Here is a 19,892-nt window from a genome sequence, read left to right on the forward strand (position 1 = left end):
GTGCGGACGGGATAAATGCTGAAAGCATCTAAGCATGAAGCCCCCTCCAAGATGAGATTTCCCTTTGAGTAATCAAGAAAGACCCCTCAGAGACGATGAGGTAGATAGGTCACGGGTGGAAGCATGGCGACATGCGGAGCTGAGTGATACTAATCGGTCGAGGCCTTGTTCTAGCAGATGCATTGTTGATGACTTCAGTTTTGAGGGCGCGAGCTTTTCAAAAAAGGTCTTGACGTTATGGAAACATAATGTTAAGATAATAGATGTCTGGTGGCGATAGCCAAGTGGTCACACCCGTTCCCATGCCGAACACGGAAGTTAAGCACTTGAACGCCGAAAGTAGTTGGGGGCTTCCCCCTGTGAGGATAGGACGCTGCCAGGCGATCGTTCCGCAATAGCTCAGTGGTAGAGCAACCGGCTGTTAACCGGTAGGTCGTAGGTTCAAATCCTACTTGCGGAGCCATTATATTACTTCTTCACCACATGCAATGGAGAGCTGTCCGAGTGGCCGAAGGAGCACGATTGGAAATCGTGTAGGCGTCATAAGCGTCTCAAGGGTTCGAATCCCTTGCTCTCCGCCATAACATTTTTCACTTTATAATGGCCCGTTGGTCAAGCGGTTAAGACACCGCCCTTTCACGGCGGTATCACGGGTTCGATTCCCGTACGGGTCACCATTTTTATTAGCGCGGGGTGGAGCAGTCTGGTAGCTCGTTGGGCTCATAACCCAAAGGTCGTCGGTTCAAATCCGGCCCCCGCAATTACATACGGTCCTGTGGTGTAGCGGTTAACATGCCTGCCTGTCACGCAGGAGATCGCGGGTTCGAATCCCGTCAGGACCGCCATTGTTAAGGCTTTGTAGCTCAGTCGGTAGAGCAGAGGACTGAAAATCCTCGTGTCGGCGGTTCGATTCCGTCCAAAGCCACCATATGATTTTTTAACTGATTTTCCCATTGTGGGGGGGTAGCGAAGTGGCTAAACGCGGCGGACTGTAAATCCGCTCCCTCGGGTTCGGCGGTTCGAATCCGCCCCCCCCCACCACTTTAGGGGCATAGTTTAGCGGTAGAACTACGGTCTCCAAAACCGTCAGCGCGGGTTCGATTCCTGCTGCCCCTGTTTTATTATTATGGCGATTGTGGCGAAGTGGTTAACGCACCGGATTGTGATTCCGGCATTCGTGGGTTCAATTCCCATCAGTCGCCCTTTTATTATTGGGCTGTGGCCAAGTGGTAAGGCACTGGATTTTGATTCCAGCATGCGAAGGTTCGATCCCTTCCAGCCCAGCTTTTGTGCGGAAGTAGTTCAGTGGTAGAATACGACCTTGCCAAGGTCGGGGTCGCGGGTTCGAATCCCGTCTTCCGCTCCAATGAGTGGCGCCATAGCCAAGTGGTAAGGCAGAGGACTGCAACTCCTCTATCGTCAGTTCGATTCTGACTGGCGCCTCCAATAATTCTTAATTGAATAGTTTTGCAAGAGATTGTGCCGGTGTGGCGGAACTGGTAGACGCGCACGACTCAAAATCGTGTTCCTTTGGAGTGTCGGTTCGATTCCGACCACCGGTATCTTGCGGGTGTAGTTTAGTGGTAAAACCTCAGCCTTCCAAGCTGATGATGAGGGTTCGATTCCCTTCACCCGCTTTTACCTTTGTACGATCTCATTCAATAATTACCTGATTATGCGGGTGTAGTTTAGTGGTAAAACCTCAGCCTTCCAAGCTGATGATGAGAGTTCGATTCTCTTCACCCGCTTACCTGAAAAGAGCAACGTGTCGTTTTTAATTGACACATTGCTCTTTTTGTTTAGCATGGAGATAAACGAGCGAACTAGCGAAAGGAGAGATACGATGCAGGGCGAATTGTTGAAACAAGAATTGCAGAGGTATGCCAAAGAGATTGGAATCGATGAATGCCGCATCACGACGGCTGATCCCTTTTTGGTGATGAAACAGCGTCTCGTTCAGCAACAAGAAAAAGGATATGCTTCCGGATTCGAAGAGCCTGATCTTGAACGACGGACGACACCTACGCTGTTACTGGATGATGCCGTCTCGATCATCGCAATCGCCGTCGCTTATCCAAGCAAGCTCAAGGATGCTCCGCGTGGCAGAGAAGGGGAACGCCGCGGGATTTTTGGACGCTCTTCTTGGGGACTGGATTATCATCAAGCGTTGAAGCAACGACTTACATTACTGGAGGAAAAAATTCAGGTGTTGTGTCCGGGTGCCCAAACACGTTCGATGGTCGATACGGGAGAATTGGTCGATCGCGCGGTCGCAGAACGGGCCGGAATCGGATTCAGCGGGAAAAACTGTTCCATCATCAGTGAGGAGCATGGTTCTTATCTTTATTTAGGAGAATTGATTACAGATCAATACCTGCCTCCGGACGAACCGGTCGAAGAGTTGTGCGGTTCATGTAACAAATGTCTCGATGCCTGTCCGACAGATGCTCTTGTCGAACCGGGCGTCATCGATGCGAAACGATGCATCTCGTTCATTACACAGACGAAGACACTGATTCCGGAAGACTTCCGCTATGCCCTCGGAAATCGATTATATGGCTGTGACACCTGTCAGCAGGTTTGTCCTTACAATCGAAAAAAACATGCCACACAACACAGTGAGCTGCAACCGGATCCGGAACAGGTCAAACCCTTGTTGATTCCACTGCTTTCGCTCAGTAACCGTGAATTCAAGACACGATTCGGTTCGTTGTCCGGAGCATGGCGCGGGAAAAAACCAATTCAGCGTAACGCGGTCTGTGCACTCGTTCATTATCAGGACCGGACGGCGCTGGAGGCATTACGTGTGATGGCGGAAACAGATCAACGGGAAGACATGCGTGCGCTGGCGATTTGGGCAATCGGACGGATTGCAGGACAAGAGGAAAAAGACTACATCGAAGCACGTTTGCTCGTTGATTCTGCAACCGACGTCCAGATCGAGGGCGAACGACTATTGAGTGAATGGAGGACGGAACGTGCCGTATAAAAAAGTCAGCGGTACCTTTGGCGAACTCGTTGTCGCCTGGGAAGACGAGACGGTCGTTTATCTCGACTTCGGACACGATATGACACGTCTTAGACAATATCTGCAGCAAGACGCTTATTTCGAAGCAGCTTTACCGGAATTCCTTGCCGTTGCACTGGGATCATATGAAAAAGGGCACCCCGAAGCATTGGATGGTATTCCTTGCCGGCTACAGGTGACCGATTTTCAACGGCGTGTCCTGACCGCTTTACGAACGATTCCGTTTGGACAGACGGCAAGTTACGGGCAACTCGCACGGATGATCGGCTCGGAGAAGGCAGCCCGTGCGGTCGGCGGAGCCTTAAATCGTAATCCGATCGCGTTGATTTATCCATGCCACCGGATCATCGGGGCAACAGGCAAGATGACAGGTTTTGCTAGCGGCATCGCCCATAAAGAAGCGCTACTTGCGCATGAGTTAGGAGAGAACAGTTAATGGCTATTCATGTAGTGATGTACCAACCAGAAATTCCACAAAACACAGGAAATATTTCGAGAACGTGTGCAGCGACACACTCCGTTCTTCATTTGATTCGTCCACTGGGATTTTCGACGGACGATAAACAATTAAAACGGGCGGGACTGGACTATTGGGAGTTCGTCGATGTGCGGTATCATGATTCGTTAGAAGAGTTATGGAGTAAACATCCGGACGGGACGTTTTATTACATTACGAAGTACGGCGAAAAGTATCCGAGTCAAATTGATCTGTCGAATGTTGAAGAAGATTACTTTTTTGTGTTCGGACGAGAAACGAAAGGATTACCTTTAAACGTCATCGATGAGAATCTGGAGCGTTGTATCCGTCTTCCTCAGTCGAACCTTGTTCGTTCACTGAACGTCTCCAATACAGCAGCCATCATCGTTTATGAAGCGTTGCGTCAGCAAGGGTACGCCAATTTGCTTTAATAAATAAAAAAAGCCTTGTCCCAAGAAGTTGTAGGGACAAGGCTTTTTGTTATTCGTTACCTTCAGGTTTTTTGTTGTAGCCTGCTGTGAAAATCGCTGTCAAGAAAGCGAGACTAACGCCTACCATTAAAATAAATGCCATTTTTGCTTCCCCCTTTAGTCTCAATAACCGATATAATCTATTATAGTATACTTGCTCCTGTAATTGTGTGCTACATATGAAATTTCTATGAATGGAGACCTGAAATGCGCACGAACGTTTACTTATTAAGTTATGCCCCGCTCATCAGCATCCTGTTATTCAGCACTTCACTTGCAATCGCGACGTCAGAGCTTGCCCTGGCGTGGTTAAATGATGTCGGAGTGTACGATGAGCTGTTACAGATACTCAGTGCCCGAAATACGAAACTGCTTGTCTGGCTCGGCTTTTTAATTGTTTATTTCATGATTTTCAGTTCACTCAAGTTGATTTCTGATACGATCAATCAACTTGGTTTTGCTTTTTTCATCAAAGAGCAGGTAGGGACGACTTTAAGCATGTTACGTCCCGGAAGCATTTTGTTATTGATCGGAGGATGTATCAGTTTTGCCTTCATGACGTCATTTCCACTCGTCTGTCTCGTCTTGACCGGCTCATTTGTCATCTATTTCTTCTTTTACGTTTTTCAAATCAGTAAGATGACGACCTCAGCCGGTGCAATCGGTTTAATAGTGTTTCTCTTTTTAGCTTGGGGCTTGTTGTTAGCCGGTCTTTCCTGGGTTGGTTTAAGTTTATTCAATTCACTTGGGGAAGCCGTTTTGTTCCCTAAGTGAATCAGGGAAGGATCGCAGCCCATGTTTTCACTTGCAACGTTGTGTTGGCTTCAGTCGGGAAAGCACGCGGAATATCCGCACCGAGCCAAATACCCCCGACGTGTTGATCTTTGATACCGACGAACCACATATCTTTGTTGTCGTTAGTCGTACCGGTCTTTCCACCGATGTAAGCCGGGCGTGTATCATACCCCTGACGGCCGGTTCCATAGGTCATGACGTTTGTCAGTCCTTTACGCAGCAGCTGGTTTGTCCGTTTGGACCAGATGCGGTCTGCTTCAAGTGTATGCCGGTACAGTGTTCCTTCATCTGTCGTGATCGTGCGAATCATGGAAGAAGGGCTGTATAACCCGTCGTTGACGAACGTCGTGTAGGCATTCGTCAATTCGAGAGGGCTGACGCCATATTTTAAGCCACCGAGTGCGCTGTTGTACGAGTTGTCCTCATCCGTCCACTGGCTGAAGCGAAATGGTCGGATTGCTTTGAGCCCTTCGTTGAAGGAAACGGCAAAAGCACGCAAAGCCGGCGTATTGTAAGAATAGGCGATGGCATCGGCAATCGTGACATCTCCGAGTATCCGGTTACTGCTGTTTTGTGGACAATATCCGTCGAAACAAACCGGACTTCCGTCAAGACGGCTCGTTAACGTCTTTTTTGTTTTTTCGAGATACGGTCCGTACACAAGGAGAGGTTTTAGCGTCGAACCGGGTTGCCGGTAGGACTGGACGGCCCGATTGAGTTGACCGGGTAACGTCGATTTGTTGCCGACGAGTGCCGTGACACCTCGTGATTTTCCGTCAATTCCGACGTAAGCCCCTTCGATTGGTGTCGGTAGACTTTGAATCGACTGTTTGGCCCGTGCCTGTTCAACGGGATCCAAGTACGTCTGAATGACAGCGCCATGTTGGTGTAAGTATTGTTTAGCCTCGATCGGGCTCACGTTTTTTAAAGCAGCCGTTTGGCGAATGGCTTCAGCGACACTTGCGTCGATATAATCCGGATAACGGATGACCGGCTTTTTAAAAGCAACTTGCACCGGTTTAACAGATGTTTTTTTCGGAATTTCCCGAATATTTCGTAACTCTTTCAAGATCCGTTGTTGTCGTTTAGCCGTATTTTTCGGAAAACGTAACGGATCATAGAGTGAGGGATTGTTTGGAATCGCTGCTAAATAACTGACTTCCGCCCAGTTCAAATCCTTGGCCGGTTTCCCGAGATAAGACGTCGCAGCCAGTTCGATGCCATAAATGTTGTTGGCAAAATAGGCTTGATTGACATAAGCGGTCAAGAGTTCTTTTTTTGAGTATTTTTGTTCCAAAGAAATCGAAATTAAAATCTCTTTTATTTTTCTAGTATAGGTTTTTTCGGTTGAGAGATATGTCATCCGGGCTAATTGTTGCGTGATCGTACTGCCGCCCTGACCTTTGCTGTCTCCAGATTGATTTTCTGTGAAGGCACGTAAAATTCCCGTGATGTCATAGCCGTCATGCTGATAAAACCGGCGGTCCTCGATTGCAACGAAGGTCTTTTCGACCTTAGCCGGAAGCGCGTTCGACGTTAAATCATTTCGGCGTAACCCGTCGTATAACTCCACACGTTCATCCTGATAGGCGACAGTAATCGGTTGGTAAGAGGCAAGCGGACGTTCAGTCGTCTGTTGATCGGCCCATGTGAATAATTCTTTTGCGACATCCAATTGGTCACGAACTGAAAAAAGTGTTAGCACTAAACCAAAAGCCAACGCAAATAATAAAAAATATCCTGTCGTAATTCTCATGTAAACTCCTTTCAAAGGGCATTTCATCCTTATTATCGGTCTTTTTTGACGAAAACAGTATAATTTTTTAGAAATTTGTATTTTAATAAATCTATTTTGCAGGAATGTTATATTAAAAAGAGAAAAGGTGGGTATATAAGAGTATCTGTATAAATACCTGTATAAAAGTTGGAACAAATGATTATTGAAAAAAAGAGCATAAACTGGAGGGGACGAAATGGCTAAAAAGAATGTCGTCGCGATGTTGCTTGCTGGCGGAGAAGGAAAACGTCTAGGAGCACTTACGAAACACACTGCAAAACCGGCGGTCGCGTTTGGAGGGAAATACCGGATCATTGATTTCCCGTTATCAAACTGTACGAACTCAGGAATCGATACAGTAGGGGTTTTGACACAGTACGAACCACTGGAGCTTAACCGTTACCTCGGAATCGGAAGTGCATGGGACCTCGACCGACGCAATGGTGGATTGACAATCTTACCACCGTATCAAGCACAAAACGGCAAGAACTGGTACGAGGGGACAGCAAATGCCATTTACCGCAATATGAGTTACATCAACCAATACGATCCAGACTATGTGCTCGTGTTATCAGGGGATCACATTTATAAAATGGACTACGAAAAAATGATCGAAGAACATCGTCAAGGAGGAGCGGATGTGACGATTTCCGTTCGTGAAGTCCCTTGGGAAGAAGCACCGCGCTTCGGAATCCTGAATACAGATGACGATCTTCGAATCAACGAGTTTGAAGAAAAACCGGAAAATCCGAAATCAAATTTAGCTTCGATGGGGATCTATGTCTTTAACTGGGATGTTTTGAAACGCCACTTGATTCAAGATGCAGGCGATGCCGAGTCGAGCTTTGACTTTGGTAAAAACATCATTCCGAACATGCTGTTTGAGAATCTGAACATTCGCGCTTATAAATTCAAGGGATACTGGAAAGACGTCGGAACAATCCAGTCACTTTGGGAAGCAAACATGGACTTGCTCGCAGCCGATCCGGAGTTTGACTTGTATGAACCGTCATGGAAAGTTCACTCAGTAAACCCAAATCAACAACCACAATACATCGGCAATAATGCGGCAATCGAGACATCGATCATCAATGAAGGCTGCCACATCGAAGGGGAAATCAACCACTCGGTCTTATTTTATGGCGTTGATGTCGCAGAAGGCTCACTCGTAAAAGATTCCGTCATTTTCCCGAACGTGAAAATCGGAAAAGACGTCACGATTCATCGCGCGATTCTCGCGGATGGTGTGGTCGTAGAAGATGGTGCGACAATCGGAACACCAAACGGCGAAGTGTTCGTCATTGAGGCAAACAGTATCATCCAGAAAAATGAAGTCGTCAAAGAAGCGATTCAATAAGGGGGAAGTACCGATGAAAGCAGATTTACTAGGGGTTATCAATCTCAGCGGCGAAGAAGGGTTCTTTAAGGAATTGACAGAACACCGTAACTTGGCTGCCGTACCGTTTGCAGGACGATATCGATTAATCGATTTCACGTTGACGAACATGGTTCAGAACGAGATTGCGAATATCGGCGTCTTTACGCTCGAAAAATACCGTGCGATGATGGATCACCTTGGATCTGGTAAGGAGTGGGATTTAGACCGTTCGAACGGCGGACTCTATATCTTCCCCCCGGCGTTGTCTCAAGATGCACATGAGTTCCGCGGCGACTTATCGAATTTCCATTTGCACCGTGATTTCTTCTTACGGAGTAAAGAAAACTATGTCGTGATTTCGGGCTCAAACATTTTATCTGCAGTGGACTATCGTGACGTGTTGCGTGAACATAAGGCATCGAATGCGGACATCACAGTCGTTTATACAAAACGTGAGCTGCCATGCAACTACTGCCGTCCGATTCGCTTCAGCGAACAAAACCGTGTGACGGCAATCGGTTCACGTGGTTATGAACCGTCTGATGAAACGTTCTACATGGAAACGGTCGTCCTTTCGAAAAACCTGTTTGTCCGTCTCGTCGACGAAGCGATCGGGCGCGGCGAGTATGACTTGTTGCAAAGCATTATCCGCTCGCAGCTGAACCGTCTGCACGTTCACGGTTATGAATATACAGGGACGTCACAGGTCATCCATTCCTTACGCTCGTATTACCGCGAAAGCATGCTGTTGCTGGAACAGTGGGGCGCAATCAATGATTTCCAACACGTCTATACGAAAATCAAGCACGAACCGCCGACACGTTACTTGCCGGGATCAACGATCAAGAACTCACTTGTTGCGAACGGTTGTAAACTTGAGGGAACAGCGACGGACAGTATCCTCTTCCGTGGTGTCAAAGTCGGAAAACATGCTCGTGTCAAAAACTCGATCATCATGCAAAAATCAGTGATCGAAGAAGGCGCTGTCGTTGAATACGCGATCCTTGACAAAGAGGTAACGGTTAAACGCGGACAAGTCATCCGTGGAACAGCCGAAGAGCCGATTGTCATCAAAAAACAAACAATCGTTTAAAGGGGATGTCATCATGAAGGTATGGTTTGCTGCCACAGAAGCGACACCATTCATCAAGACAGGGGGGCTAGCTGACGTCGTCGGCTCGCTCCCTTTAGCGCTTGCTGAAGAGGGTGCGGAAGTTTCGGTCATTTTACCGAATTACGGTCAAATTAAAGAACAGTACAAGTCGGAAATGGAATTTTTATTTGATTTCATCGTCCCGGTCGGTTGGCGGCAACAGTTTGGAGCCGTTTTACGATTAAAGCAGGACGGTGTAACGTTCTATTTTATCGATAACGAATATTATTTTAAACGTGATGGTGTGATTTATGGTCATTACGATGATGCTGAACGGTTTGCCTACTTCTCACGGGCAGTGCTTGAGATGATCCAACGTGTGGATGCGGAAGAAGTACCTGACGTCATTCATTGTCACGATTGGCAGACAGGTGTCTTACCGGCGTTCTTACGGATTCATTACCAACATCTCAACCGTTATCAAGAAATCAAGACGGTCTTTACGATTCATAACCTGCAATACCAAGGAGTGTTCCCGGAAGAGGTCCTCGGCGATCTTCTAGGTCTCAGCCACGAACACTTTACGGCAGAAGGTCTCGCACATAACGGCCTTGTCAATTACATGAAGGCGGGTCTCGTCCACGCCAATCAAATCACGACGGTCAGTCCGTCATACCGTGATGAAATCATGGATCCATATTACGGTGAAACATTAGAGCCGGTCTTACAGCACCGGGCAGTCGACGTTCGCGGAATATTGAACGGAATCGACTACCGTCAGTTTAGTCCGGATACGGATGAACATTTAGTGGAAAACTACGATGTGAAGACGGTTGAAGCAGGAAAAGCAACGAACAAAGAAGCGTTGCAAAAAGAACTTGGGTTACCGGTTAATCCGGACGTTCCGTTATTCGGATTCGTTTCACGTCTAGTCGATCAAAAGGGAATTGATTTACTCGCCCACATCCTGCCGGATCTGTTTGAACTGGATGCACAGTTCATCATTCTTGGCTCAGGAGAGGCTGAGTATGAAGGATTATTCCAACACGCATCGACGATCCGTCCGGATAAGGTGGCATCGTATATCGGTTTTGATGTTGGTCTGGCGCAACGGATTTATGCCGGCAGTGACGCGTTCCTCATGCCGTCCCGCTTTGAACCATGTGGTCTCAGTCAATTGATTTCGATGAAATACGGTTCGTTGCCTGTGGTTCGTGAAACCGGTGGTCTGCGTGATACAGTCCAACCATTTAATCAGTTCACATTAGAGGGAAATGGCTTCTCGTTCTCGAATTATAATGCGCAAGAGTTTCTTGATGCGATCCAACGTACGATTGAGACGTATCATGATAAACCGGTATTTAAGCATCTGGTTGAAACAGCAATGCAAGAAGACTTTAGCTGGATTCGATCCGCTGATGAATATTTGGCGCTCTATCGTTTAATCGCACCGTCTGCTGACTGATTGGGATTACGGGAAATGGGGTTTTGGAATGTTCAAAGACAAAGAGAAGTTCAAGAAGAGGTTTAATGAACGGTTTATTTCGATGCATGGTAAGGCATTGGAAGATGCGACTGAAAATGATGTCTATCAGACACTCGCTTACATGGTGCGGGAATATGTCACAACGGACTGGATGCGGACAAAGGAAACCTACATCCATAAGAAAAGTAAGCAAGTCTATTACTTTTCACTGGAATTTTTACTCGGGCGTTTTCTGTACAACAACTTGTTAAGCCTGAATGTCCTGGAGGATGTTCGAAGCGGGCTTGCGGAGCTTGGCTATGACTTGGCGGATTTGACCGAAGAAGAACCGGAACCGGGTCTTGGAAACGGCGGACTCGGTCGACTGGCCGCGTGTTTCCTTGATTCCCTTGCAGCACTTGGATTACCGGGACATGGTAACGGCATTCGTTATCAGTACGGATTATTCAAACAAAAAATCATCGATGGATATCAAGTCGAGCTGCCGGATAACTGGTTGAAGAACGGAAACATGTGGGAAATTCGACGTTCCGACAAAGCGGTCGACATTCCATTCGGTGGACATGTCTGGTTGGAAGAAGTCGAAGGCGGCAAGTATCGCGTCCATCATGAACCGGCAGAAATCGTTCGTGCGGTCCCTTATGATATGCCGATCGTCGGGTATCAGAACGGGATCGTGAATAACCTGCGTCTCTGGAGCGCTGAATCGCCGTACGACGACGATGAATTGTTAAACCAACACCGGGGCAACTACAAAGACTTGCTGATCCATAAACAAGCGATTCAGACGATTTCTGAATTCTTGTATCCGGACGATACGACATACGAAGGTAAGGTCTTGCGTCTGAAACAGCAATATTTCTTCGTCTCAGCCGGATTACGGAGTATTTTGTTATCACATAAAAAACGTAATACGTCGTTAAAACATTTGGGGAATCAAATTGCGATTCATATCAACGATACGCATCCTGTCGTGGCAATTCCTGAATTAATGCGAATTTTGATTGATGAAGAGGAATATTCGTGGGAAGAATCGTGGCGGATTACGAAAAGCGTCATGTCGTTTACGAACCACACGTTGTTGTCGGAAGCGTTAGAACGCTGGCCGGTCGATTTGTTCCGCGATTTGTTGCCACGGATTTATCTCATTATTGAAGAAATCAATCGCCGGTTCTGCAAGGATGTGCTCGATAATTATCCGCATCTGGAACCGAATATGCGGGACATCGCAATCATTGCTGACGGCATGATCAATATGGCAAACTTGGCGGTCGTCGGGACGCATTCGACGAACGGAGTTGCCCAAATTCATACGGAAATCCTGAAGCAGCGCGAGATGCGGCTGTTTTATGAGATGTTCCCGTTACGTTTTAATAATAAAACGAACGGAATCACGCACCGCCGTTGGTTCCTGTTATCGAATCCACAGCTTGCGGATCGCGTGACAGAAGCCATCGGGGACAGTTGGATCAATCATCCGTCCGATTTACAAAAGCTGACGAAGTTTGCGGATGATGTCACGCTTCAGCAAGACATCCGGTCGATCAAATTAGCGAGTAAAAAGGAATTGGCTGAATTGATTGAAACCGAGACGGGAATCGTCGTTGATCCACATTCGATTTTTGATGTCCAAGTCAAACGGCTGCATGCGTACAAACGACAGTTACTTAACGCGCTTCACATTCATTCTCTGTACTACCGTCTGAAAGAGGATAAATCATTCCAGATGACGCCACGGACATTCATTTTCGGGGCGAAGGCCGCTCCGGGTTATCACTATGCCAAGGAAGTCATTCGCTATATCAATGCCCTTGCCAAACTGATTAATTCGGATCCGGAGGTCAGTCCGTACATGAAAGTCGTGTTCCTTGAGAACTACCGTGTCTCACTCGCTGAAAAAATCTTCCCGGCAAGTGATGTCAGTGAGCAGATTTCAACGGCAAGTTACGAAGCTTCCGGAACCGGAAACATGAAATTCATGATGAACGGTGCCTTGACCGTCGGGACGCTCGACGGTGCCAACATCGAGATTCGGGATGAGGTCGAAGATGCCAACATCTTCATCTTCGGACTGACTCCGCAAGAAGTCATGAACTATAAGAAGTACGGAGGATACAGTGCTTACGACCAATACAGCGCGCAACCTGAACTCCGTCGTGTGATTGATGGGCTTGTAGACGGATCAATCTTCCCGACAGGTGAATTTCAGGCAATCTATGATTCATTGTTGACATACAATGATGAATATTTAATCCTCAAAGACTTTTTGTCTTACCAACAAGCACAAGAACGAATTGGCCGGGCTTATCAAGATCCGGAAAAATGGTACAAGATGGTCATCATGAACATCGGGAAATCCGGTGTCTTCTCCAGTGACCGGACAATCAAGGAATATGCCAACGCCATCTGGAACATCAAACCGGTTCAAATCTAAAAAAAGTCCGATCAAGATCGGACTTTCGTCTGGCTTATTGTGTCACTTCATCCGTTTGACTGATCCAGTCGCTGTATGACCCGGCGTATAAACGAACATCGGTTTTTCCGAGGGCATGCAGGGCTAACACATTGACACACGCCGTGACGCCGCTACCGCAATACAAGATCGGAGAATCGGCATCGAGCAGATCAGCATACAGCTCTTTGAGATCTTCCGCGTCTTTTAATCGTCGGTCCGGTGAAATCGCTTCTCCAAAGAAGCAGTTCACGGCACCTGGAATGTGTCCGGCAATCGCATCGATCGTTTCATTCTGACCACGGAATCGATCCGGGGACCGTGAGTCGACGAGCCGGGTTTCCGGCGGGCGGTTTTTCACCTCTTCGAACTGAACAAGCATCTCATCCTGAAAATCAGCTTGATATGTCGATTGGTCAAACGTCGTCGTCTCCGTGCTCATCGGGTAATCAAAGGCAAGATAAGACGATAGTCCGCCTTCAAGGACGACCACACGTTCATGACCAGCCCACTTGAATAACCACCAGGCGCGGGCGGCATACGGGAAACCGTCATCGTACAAGACGATGAAATCGTCGCGATGGACGCCAAGTGATTCGAGTGTCTGAATCCATTGCTTTTTAGACGGCAACGGATGACGTCCTCCTGTTTCAGACCGTGGTCCCGATAAATCCCGCGCTAAGTCTAGATATTGTGCCCGTTGCACATGACTCGTTTTAAAAGCGTCACGACCGTAATCCGGATCTTGCAGATCATAACGGCAATCAAACCAGCGGATCTGATCCGTATGAACAAGTTGCTGTAAGTCTGTCATTTGAATGGTTGGAAACATAAACATCACCTTGACCCTTTCTAAAGTAATCATATGAAAGGTGAGACGTTCCCGCAAGTCGCAAGAAATTTTCGTTTAAACAAATTTGAAGGAGTGGACAGCGTATGTCATGGAAAGAAACGTATCAAAAATGGAATCAATTCTCGGGTCTGGAAACAGAACTCAAAGAAGAATTGGTCGCACTCGCAGAAGATGAAAAAGCAGCAGAAGAAGCCTTCTACAAAGAATTAGAATTCGGAACAGGCGGAATGCGAGGAGAAATCGGCGTCGGAACAAACCGGATGAACGTCTATACCGTTCGTAAAGCCTCACAAGGGTTTGCCGATTTCATCAAAGCTGAAGGGGCAGAAGCGGTCGCCCAAGGCATCGTCATCGCCCATGACTCACGGCACTACTCACCTGAGTTTGCCTTAGAAGCGGCTAAGACACTTGCGAGTAACGGGATTAAAGCGTACTTGTTCGACGGACTCCGTCCAACACCGGAACTGTCATTTGCCGTGCGTGAACTCCGTGCAGCAGGCGGCATCGTCATTACGGCGAGCCACAATCCACCAGAATATAACGGCTATAAAGTCTACGGGAATGATGGTGGACAGTTGCCGCCGAAAGAAGCGGATGATCTCGTGTCGTACGTCGATCAAGTTGAAGATGAACTTTCAATCGAACTTGAAGCTGAAGAAGTCTTGCGGGCGAACGGCTTGATCGTTCGTGTCGGAGAACAACTCGATGACGCGTACCAAGAACAACTCAAAACGATTCGTGTTTTACCGACGATTCAAGACGAGTTGGCGGACCCGTTAAAAATCGTCTTTACTCCGCTTCACGGGACAGGTCTTGTACCAGTAACGGTAGGATTAAAGAATTATGGTTTTGAGCATGTAACGGTCGTCGAAGAACAAGCGAAGCCGGATGGTGCGTTCCCGACAGTTTCTTCTCCGAACCCGGAAGAGCATGCGGCCTTTAAGTTGGCAATCGAGTACGGAAATCGTGTCGATGCGGATGTGTTACTTGCGACGGATCCGGATGCCGACCGTGTTGGTGTTGCGACACGTGATGCGGACGGAGAATGGGTCGTCCTCACAGGAAACCAGACAGGTGCGTTACTGCTTGATTACATCTTGTCACAAAAATCGGCTCAAGGGACATTGCCGAAAAATGGTTTTGTAGCGAAAACGATTGTCACATCGGAACTTGGAGCATTGATTGCAAGACATTACGACTTACACGTTGAAAACACATTAACCGGCTTTAAATTCATCGGTGAAAAAATCAAACAATACAATGAATCCGGGGAATATGAATATCTGTTTGGTTATGAAGAAAGTTACGGTTACTTGATTGGGGACTTCTGCCGTGACAAGGATGCCGTCCAAGCATGCTTGCTGGCTGCTGAGATGACAGCGTATCACAAGAAGGAAGGACGAACGCTGTATGAGGCGTTACAAGCCATCTATGAGCAGTTCGGCTACTTCGAAGAGTCACTTCGCTCGTTGACGCTGAAAGGTAAAGACGGTGTTGCACAAATCGGACGCATCATGGATACGTTCCGGGAGCATCCGCCTAAACAAGTGGCAGGTGAAAAGGTCGTCTTATTTGAAGATTATGATGCCAGCATCTCGCATGATTTGATCCAACATCAACCATCACCCATCAATCTACCGAAATCAAACGTCTTGAAATTTACGTTAGAAGACGGTTCGTGGTTCTGCCTTCGCCCATCAGGGACTGAACCAAAAATCAAATTCTATTTCAGTGTGACATCACCGGACGCTGCAGAGACAACACGCAAACGTCAGTTGATTGAAGATGAAGTGATGCAGGAAGTCGAGCAAATTCAATAATCAGGTAAACCGCGAACACGAAAACTGGCAAAGAGACAATCCGTCTCTGCCAGTTTTTTTGTCTATTTGTCGGAGAAGGGCGTAACTCGTGCAACCGTTATCAAATTCATGTAAAGTGAACGGTGAAGTATGATTGAAAGATAGGGAGATGAGTATACATGGAACGGATACAATTAACGGAAGAACTTTCATTTTCGAGAGTCATTCATGGACTATGGCGTCTGAATGAATGGAACATGACGGCACAAGAACGACTCGAATTAATTGAACAATGTTTAGCATTAGGAATTACGACATTTGACCATGCCGATATTTATGGTGATTATACGAATGAAGGACTGTTTGGTGAAGCGTTGGCACTGAAACCTGAATTACGTGAACGGATGGAAATCGTCACAAAAACCGGGATCAAAATGAAAGGAAACCATTTCTCGGATCAAAAGCTTTCATTTTATGACACGACAAAAGAACATATCATTGAACAGGCGACCCGTTCATTAAAAGAACTCGGTGTCGATTACATCGATACGTTACTGATTCACCGTCCCGATCCATTAATGGATCCAAACGAAATCGCCGAAGCATTCGTCGAATTAAAAGAATCTGGAAAAGTGCGGACGTTTGGATTGTCGAACCATACACCGGCTCAACAAAGTTTGATTCAATCACGACTGCCGTTTATGCTCGTCACGAACCAGCTTGAGCTGTCTGTCGCCGAACTGAAACATTTTGAAGACGGTTCGGTTGATTTATGCCACGAAAATGAAATGCCGCTCATGGCATGGAGTCCGCTTGCCGGAGGACGATTATTCAACGAAGAACAATATGCGCCGCTTCGTGAAAAACTCGAGGAGATTGGACGTGACATCGGAGCGGAAGAGATTGACGAAGTAGCCTATGCCTGGTTGCTCAAACATCCGGCGCGCATCATGCCAATCGTCGGTTCAGGAAAAATTGAACGGATTGAATCTGCTGTCCGGGCGACACGTCTTGAACTGTCGCGTGAACAATGGTTTGAAATCTTAAAAGCTTCCCGCGGACGGGACGTTGATTAAAAAATAGCCTTCGGGCTATTTTTTTGTGCAAAAAAAAGTCCCATCTCAAGGGGGAGTTGAGATGGGAGTATCTATAGGGTTATGCTTCGAGACGAAGCATTTCCTGACGATATTTATCTAAACGTTCTTTACTGGCGACAACAGCTGCTTGATCACTGACTTGGATAGCATCGAAGAGCGTACTGAGCTCATAATCGATTTCGAGGCGTAGCACTGGAATCCGCTGCTCTGCATCTTGTCTACGGAAAGCTTCAATTACTTGTTTCATCTCGGCCACGCTCCTTTTAAAGTTATCAGATAATTCTGATTTTTATTAGTATACTTGATTATTCCCGGGATGACTAGTATTAAACCTTAAAAAGATTAAAAAAAACACTTGGAATGTGTCGCGCTCCCAAGTGCCTTACTTTTATTCTGGAATACTGAATCGAGCTTCGAGTCGGTGCTGAACCCCTTGAATCAACGTGGACATGATCCAATAAATCGCAGCTGAGAACAGCAACAACGGCATGACAAGATAGGTCGTTGCCGAGATTTGGTCGGATACATACGTCAGTTCTTCGACGGCTACAATCGTTCCGAGGGACGTCGATTTAATGATATCGATGACCGAGTTCGAAAGAGGCGGAATCGCCCGCGACAAAGCCTGCGGAAGAATGACATCCTTAAATGTCTTCCGGCGTGGAATACCAAGTGAATCCGCTGCTTCCCATTGTCCACGATCGACAGAGGAGATGGCGGCACGGAACGATTCCGAGATATAGGCCGAAAAGTGAAGCGATAGACCAAAAGCCAGCGCTTGGAAACCGGTCAGTTGAAGAACGACCAGACCATTATACAAAATCAAGATTTGCAGCAACAAAGGTGTTCCTCGGAAAAAGGAGACGTACAATCGTGCGAAGCCGCTTAAGACGGCGAAACGGCTATCCCGCATGACCGCAAGAATCAAACCAAGAAAAAGCGCAAAGACGATGGCAAATCCACTTGCAAGAAGTGTAGTGCCAATCGCCTTTCCGTAAACGTCCGCATTATCACGGACGATTGTAAACAATTCCATCATTTACTGATGTCCTCGTTAAAGTATTTTTTCCCAAGATCTGCGAGTGTGCCGTCTTCTTGCATCTCTGCGAGTGCCTTGTTGAAGTCTTCAGTATATTTGCTGTTCTTCGCCATCATCAGACCTGATTCGTTTTTATCAAACGTCTCACCGACAGCTTTCACTTTATAACCGGCTTTTTTAAGTTCTGTCAAAACAAACAGACGGTCGTTCATCGCAGCGTCGACACGACCTGCTTCAAGATCTTTTAAGACTTGGTTTGCGCCTTTGTAGTACTTCACTTTTGCGCCTGCTTCTTCAGCTGTTTTGGCATAAAGTGATCCTTGTGTCGAACCAACCGTTTTGCCTTTCAAGTCCTCAAGTGTTTTGATATCGTCTGTTTTGTTATTGACGATGATTGTTGAACCGGAAACCGTGTATGCATCAGAGAACGCGTATTTTTCTTTCCGCTCGTCTGTGATGCCCATTTGGTTCGCGATGACATCGATTCGTTTTGAATCGAGTGCCGGGATCAATCCTTTGAAGTCCATCGCTTTGTACTCGACTTTGTAGCCGGCACGTTTTGCAACTTCGTCCATGACTTCGATGTCATAACCAGTAAGTTTTCCTTTTTCTTTATACGTAAATGGTGGGTACGTTGCTTCCGTCCCAACTGTCACGATTTTTTCATCTTTGCTTGCTTCTTCGTTAGAAGCGCCGCACGCCGCTAACACCCCCGCTGTTGATAGTGCTGCTACTGCTAGCTTTAGTCCGTGTTTCATAGCGCTCTCTCCTTTAATAATAAATGATTTCAATTCCTAGTTTTCGAATAGGATTAATTTAAGACTACAAGCAGTATCATACAAAGTTACAGGAACGTCTGTCAATAAAAAAGACTGCCCATGAATGGACAGCCTGACTACGCTCACTGAATCCTGAAAATTAACGAATTGTTGCTTCTGTTGCCGCATCAAAGAAATGTGCTTTTGTCATATCGAAGAACAGATCCAAATCTGAACCCATCTCGACGTGTGAACGTGAATCAACACGTGCCGTGAAGGCTTGGTTGCCGACTTTCGAGTAGAGGTAAGACTCGGCTCCCATAAGCTCAGAAACTTCGATATGCGCCGGGAAGCGGTGGGCTGTTTTCGTGTCTTGGTAGATCAACTCGGCGTGAATATCTTCCGGACGAATACCGAGGACAAGATCCTTGCTTGTGTATCCACGTTCGCGGAGTACTTTCATTTTGCCTTCAGGCACTTCAAATTTCTCTTCTGTGCCTGTGACATGGAAGAGACCGTCTTCCGCGAGTTTTCCTGTCAGGAAGTTCATCGATGGAGAACCGATGAAACCAGCAACGAACATGTTGTCCGGGTGGTCATAGACTTCTTTTGGTGTACCGACTTGTTGGATCAGACCAGCTTTCATGATGACGATTCGAGTCGCGAGAGTCATTGCTTCCGTCTGATCGTGCGTTACGTAAATCGTCGTCGTTTCGAGACGTTTGTGCAACTGGATGATTTCCTTACGCATTTGAACACGGAGTTTAGCATCCAAGTTCGAGAGCGGCTCATCCATCAAGAAGACTTTTGCATCACGGACGATGGCACGACCGATGGCAACACGTTGGCGTTGTCCACCAGAGAGGGCTTTTGGTTTACGCTCCAAGTATTCTTCAAGACCAAGAATACGGGCAGCATTGTCTACACGTTGCTTGATTTCGTCTTTCGGGAATTTACGAAGCTTTAATCCGAAAGCCATGTTGTCGAAGACGTTCATATGTGGATAAAGAGCATAGTTTTGGAAAACCATGGCGATATCACGGTCTTTTGGTGCCACATCATTCATTCGTTTGCCGTCGATGACGAAATCTCCGCCTGAGATTTCTTCGAGACCGGCAATCATTCGAAGCGTCGTTGATTTACCGCAACCTGATGGTCCAACGAAGACGATGAATTCTTTATCTTTAATATGAAGGTTGAAGTCATCAACCGCTTTTGCTGTTCCAGAATAAACTTTATCAATATGCTCAAGACGAATATCTGCCATGTGTACATCCCCCTGTAAATTAAGTAGTCGATTAAAATAACGCTTACAAGAATTAGTATAGGAGAAACGAAGCAAAAAACATATGGACAACATGACTGAATGTAACCGTTATCATTTGTTCA

General features: G+C 46.8%; 16 protein-coding genes, 15 tRNA genes and 2 rRNA genes. 27 read left to right on the forward strand and 6 right to left on the reverse strand.

The window, feature by feature from the left end; genetic code table 11:
• The 21 genes from KNP87_RS04920 to KNP87_RS05020 form a co-directional block, all read left to right on the forward strand.
• Positions 1-173, forward strand: a 23S ribosomal RNA gene (locus KNP87_RS04920); the annotation flags it as partial.
• Positions 174-266: 93 nt separating this feature from the next.
• Positions 267-382: ribosomal RNA gene (gene rrf, locus KNP87_RS04925) — 5S ribosomal RNA — on the forward strand.
• A 6-nt stretch (positions 383-388) separates the two neighbouring features.
• Positions 389-463, forward strand: a tRNA-Asn gene (locus tag KNP87_RS04930).
• 27 nt (positions 464-490) lie between these two features.
• Positions 491-581, forward strand: a tRNA-Ser gene (locus tag KNP87_RS04935).
• Positions 582-602: 21 nt separating this feature from the next.
• A tRNA-Glu gene (locus KNP87_RS04940) sits at positions 603-677 on the forward strand.
• Positions 678-687: 10 nt separating this feature from the next.
• Positions 688-761, forward strand: a tRNA-Met gene (locus tag KNP87_RS04945).
• Between the two features lie 8 nt (positions 762-769).
• Positions 770-845 (forward strand) — tRNA-Asp (locus tag KNP87_RS04950).
• 7 nt (positions 846-852) lie between these two features.
• Positions 853-928, forward strand: a tRNA-Phe gene (locus KNP87_RS04955).
• A gap of 29 nt (positions 929-957) precedes the next feature.
• Positions 958-1,041: transfer RNA gene (locus KNP87_RS04960), tRNA-Tyr, on the forward strand.
• A gap of 4 nt (positions 1,042-1,045) precedes the next feature.
• Positions 1,046-1,116 (forward strand) — tRNA-Trp (locus KNP87_RS04965).
• Positions 1,117-1,129: 13 nt separating this feature from the next.
• A tRNA-His gene (locus tag KNP87_RS04970) sits at positions 1,130-1,202 on the forward strand.
• Positions 1,203-1,212: 10 nt separating this feature from the next.
• Positions 1,213-1,284, forward strand: a tRNA-Gln gene (locus KNP87_RS04975).
• A gap of 7 nt (positions 1,285-1,291) precedes the next feature.
• Positions 1,292-1,366: transfer RNA gene (locus tag KNP87_RS04980), tRNA-Gly, on the forward strand.
• A 6-nt stretch (positions 1,367-1,372) separates the two neighbouring features.
• Positions 1,373-1,446: transfer RNA gene (locus KNP87_RS04985), tRNA-Cys, on the forward strand.
• A gap of 35 nt (positions 1,447-1,481) precedes the next feature.
• Positions 1,482-1,562 (forward strand) — tRNA-Leu (locus KNP87_RS04990).
• 4 nt (positions 1,563-1,566) lie between these two features.
• A tRNA-Gly gene (locus KNP87_RS04995) sits at positions 1,567-1,637 on the forward strand.
• Between the two features lie 40 nt (positions 1,638-1,677).
• Positions 1,678-1,748 (forward strand) — tRNA-Gly (locus KNP87_RS05000).
• Positions 1,749-1,843: 95 nt separating this feature from the next.
• On the forward strand, positions 1,844-2,989 hold the full coding sequence (gene queG, locus KNP87_RS05005; protein WP_214721044.1) for a tRNA epoxyqueuosine(34) reductase QueG: 1,146 nt from the start codon (positions 1,844-1,846) through the stop codon (positions 2,987-2,989).
• Positions 2,979-3,464: a methylated-DNA--[protein]-cysteine S-methyltransferase gene (locus tag KNP87_RS05010; RefSeq protein ID WP_353049355.1), complete on the forward strand. Its 486-nt coding sequence runs from the start codon at positions 2,979-2,981 to the stop codon at positions 3,462-3,464. The genes queG and KNP87_RS05010 overlap by 11 nt, the downstream gene beginning before the upstream one ends.
• Positions 3,464-3,937: a tRNA (uridine(34)/cytosine(34)/5-carboxymethylaminomethyluridine(34)-2'-O)-methyltransferase TrmL gene (gene trmL, locus KNP87_RS05015; protein ID WP_026833771.1), complete on the forward strand. Its 474-nt coding sequence runs from the start codon at positions 3,464-3,466 to the stop codon at positions 3,935-3,937. The genes KNP87_RS05010 and trmL overlap by 1 nt, the downstream gene beginning before the upstream one ends.
• Before the next feature lie 246 nt (positions 3,938-4,183).
• Positions 4,184-4,750 carry a DUF5366 family protein gene (locus tag KNP87_RS05020; protein ID WP_026833770.1) on the forward strand — a complete coding sequence of 189 codons (567 nt, stop codon included), beginning with the start codon at positions 4,184-4,186 and terminating at the stop codon, positions 4,748-4,750.
• Position 4,751: 1 nt separating this feature from the next.
• Here KNP87_RS05020 and KNP87_RS05025 read toward each other — a convergent pair whose 3' ends face one another.
• Positions 4,752-6,527: a transglycosylase domain-containing protein gene (locus KNP87_RS05025; protein WP_214721045.1), complete on the reverse strand. Its 1,776-nt coding sequence runs from the start codon at positions 6,525-6,527 to the stop codon at positions 4,752-4,754.
• Between the two features lie 217 nt (positions 6,528-6,744).
• On the opposite strand from KNP87_RS05025, the gene KNP87_RS05030 reads away from it, so the two are divergent.
• Genes KNP87_RS05030 through KNP87_RS05045 form a run of 4 tightly spaced genes read left to right on the forward strand, consistent with a single transcriptional unit; the run spans position 6,745 to position 12,939 of the window.
• Positions 6,745-7,905 carry a glucose-1-phosphate adenylyltransferase gene (locus KNP87_RS05030; protein ID WP_026833769.1) on the forward strand — a complete coding sequence of 387 codons (1,161 nt, stop codon included), beginning with the start codon at positions 6,745-6,747 and terminating at the stop codon, positions 7,903-7,905.
• Positions 7,906-7,918: 13 nt separating this feature from the next.
• Positions 7,919-9,019, forward strand: a complete 1,101-nt coding sequence (gene glgD / locus KNP87_RS05035; RefSeq protein WP_026833768.1) for a glucose-1-phosphate adenylyltransferase subunit GlgD — start codon at positions 7,919-7,921, stop codon at positions 9,017-9,019.
• A gap of 13 nt (positions 9,020-9,032) precedes the next feature.
• Positions 9,033-10,484, forward strand: coding sequence for a glycogen synthase GlgA (gene glgA, locus KNP87_RS05040; protein WP_026833767.1), 1,452 nt, complete (start codon positions 9,033-9,035; stop codon positions 10,482-10,484).
• Between the two features lie 28 nt (positions 10,485-10,512).
• Positions 10,513-12,939: a glycogen/starch/alpha-glucan phosphorylase gene (locus KNP87_RS05045; RefSeq protein WP_214721046.1), complete on the forward strand. Its 2,427-nt coding sequence runs from the start codon at positions 10,513-10,515 to the stop codon at positions 12,937-12,939.
• Between the two features lie 34 nt (positions 12,940-12,973).
• Here the strand turns inward: KNP87_RS05045 and KNP87_RS05050 are convergent, their stop codons facing one another.
• A complete protein-coding gene (locus KNP87_RS05050; protein ID WP_119922410.1) occupies positions 12,974-13,795 on the reverse strand; it encodes a sulfurtransferase in 822 nt (273 codons plus the stop codon).
• 98 nt (positions 13,796-13,893) lie between these two features.
• Here KNP87_RS05050 and KNP87_RS05055 point away from each other — a divergent pair, with 98 nt between their 5' ends.
• Positions 13,894-15,630 carry a phospho-sugar mutase gene (locus tag KNP87_RS05055; protein WP_214721047.1) on the forward strand — a complete coding sequence of 579 codons (1,737 nt, stop codon included), beginning with the start codon at positions 13,894-13,896 and terminating at the stop codon, positions 15,628-15,630.
• 158 nt (positions 15,631-15,788) lie between these two features.
• Positions 15,789-16,685 (forward strand): aldo/keto reductase, encoded by an 897-nt coding sequence (locus KNP87_RS05060; RefSeq protein ID WP_214721048.1) that lies wholly within the window; start codon positions 15,789-15,791, stop codon positions 16,683-16,685.
• A gap of 79 nt (positions 16,686-16,764) precedes the next feature.
• Here the strand turns inward: KNP87_RS05060 and KNP87_RS05065 are convergent, their stop codons facing one another.
• The 4 genes from KNP87_RS05065 to KNP87_RS05080 form a co-directional block, all read right to left on the reverse strand.
• On the reverse strand, positions 16,765-16,953 hold the full coding sequence (locus tag KNP87_RS05065; protein WP_014969669.1) for a hypothetical protein: 189 nt from the start codon (positions 16,951-16,953) through the stop codon (positions 16,765-16,767).
• 141 nt (positions 16,954-17,094) lie between these two features.
• Positions 17,095-17,745, reverse strand: coding sequence for an amino acid ABC transporter permease (locus tag KNP87_RS05070; protein ID WP_014969670.1), 651 nt, complete (start codon positions 17,743-17,745; stop codon positions 17,095-17,097).
• Positions 17,742-18,503 (reverse strand): transporter substrate-binding domain-containing protein, encoded by a 762-nt coding sequence (locus tag KNP87_RS05075; protein WP_026833762.1) that lies wholly within the window; start codon positions 18,501-18,503, stop codon positions 17,742-17,744. Before KNP87_RS05075 ends, KNP87_RS05070 begins: the two co-directional genes overlap by 4 nt.
• A gap of 160 nt (positions 18,504-18,663) precedes the next feature.
• The gene (locus KNP87_RS05080; RefSeq protein WP_012369583.1) at positions 18,664-19,770 is read right to left on the reverse strand and encodes an ABC transporter ATP-binding protein; all 1,107 of its coding nucleotides are present in this window, start codon (positions 19,768-19,770) and stop codon (positions 18,664-18,666) included.
• Positions 19,771-19,892 lie beyond the last annotated feature (122 nt).

The sequence above is a fragment of the Exiguobacterium sp. s192 genome, from assembly GCF_018618795.1.
Taxonomy (GTDB): Bacteria; Bacillota; Bacilli; order Exiguobacteriales; family Exiguobacteriaceae; genus Exiguobacterium_A; species Exiguobacterium_A undae.

Bases quoted from the DNA above. Each gene is read 5' to 3' on its own strand.
- glgA (WP_026833767.1), top strand. From the start codon at position 9,033: ATGAAGGTATGGTTTGCTGCCACAGAAGCGACACCATTCATCAAGACA.
- KNP87_RS05055 (WP_214721047.1), top strand. From the start codon at position 13,894: ATGTCATGGAAAGAAACGTATCAAAAATGGAATCAATTCTCGGGTCTG.
- KNP87_RS05025 (WP_214721045.1), bottom strand. From the start codon at position 6,527: ATGAGAATTACGACAGGATATTTTTTATTATTTGCGTTGGCTTTTGGT.
- KNP87_RS05080 (WP_012369583.1), bottom strand. From the start codon at position 19,770: ATGGCAGATATTCGTCTTGAGCATATTGATAAAGTTTATTCTGGAACA.
- queG (WP_214721044.1), top strand. From the start codon at position 1,844: ATGCAGGGCGAATTGTTGAAACAAGAATTGCAGAGGTATGCCAAAGAG.
- KNP87_RS05045 (WP_214721046.1), top strand. From the start codon at position 10,513: ATGTTCAAAGACAAAGAGAAGTTCAAGAAGAGGTTTAATGAACGGTTT.
- KNP87_RS05050 (WP_119922410.1), bottom strand. From the start codon at position 13,795: ATGTTTATGTTTCCAACCATTCAAATGACAGACTTACAGCAACTTGTT.
- KNP87_RS05060 (WP_214721048.1), top strand. From the start codon at position 15,789: ATGGAACGGATACAATTAACGGAAGAACTTTCATTTTCGAGAGTCATT.
- glgD (WP_026833768.1), top strand. From the start codon at position 7,919: ATGAAAGCAGATTTACTAGGGGTTATCAATCTCAGCGGCGAAGAAGGG.
- KNP87_RS05030 (WP_026833769.1), top strand. From the start codon at position 6,745: ATGGCTAAAAAGAATGTCGTCGCGATGTTGCTTGCTGGCGGAGAAGGA.
- KNP87_RS05075 (WP_026833762.1), bottom strand. From the start codon at position 18,503: ATGAAACACGGACTAAAGCTAGCAGTAGCAGCACTATCAACAGCGGGG.
- KNP87_RS05070 (WP_014969670.1), bottom strand. From the start codon at position 17,745: ATGATGGAATTGTTTACAATCGTCCGTGATAATGCGGACGTTTACGGA.
- KNP87_RS05020 (WP_026833770.1), top strand. From the start codon at position 4,184: ATGCGCACGAACGTTTACTTATTAAGTTATGCCCCGCTCATCAGCATC.
- KNP87_RS05065 (WP_014969669.1), bottom strand. From the start codon at position 16,953: ATGAAACAAGTAATTGAAGCTTTCCGTAGACAAGATGCAGAGCAGCGG.
- trmL (WP_026833771.1), top strand. From the start codon at position 3,464: ATGGCTATTCATGTAGTGATGTACCAACCAGAAATTCCACAAAACACA.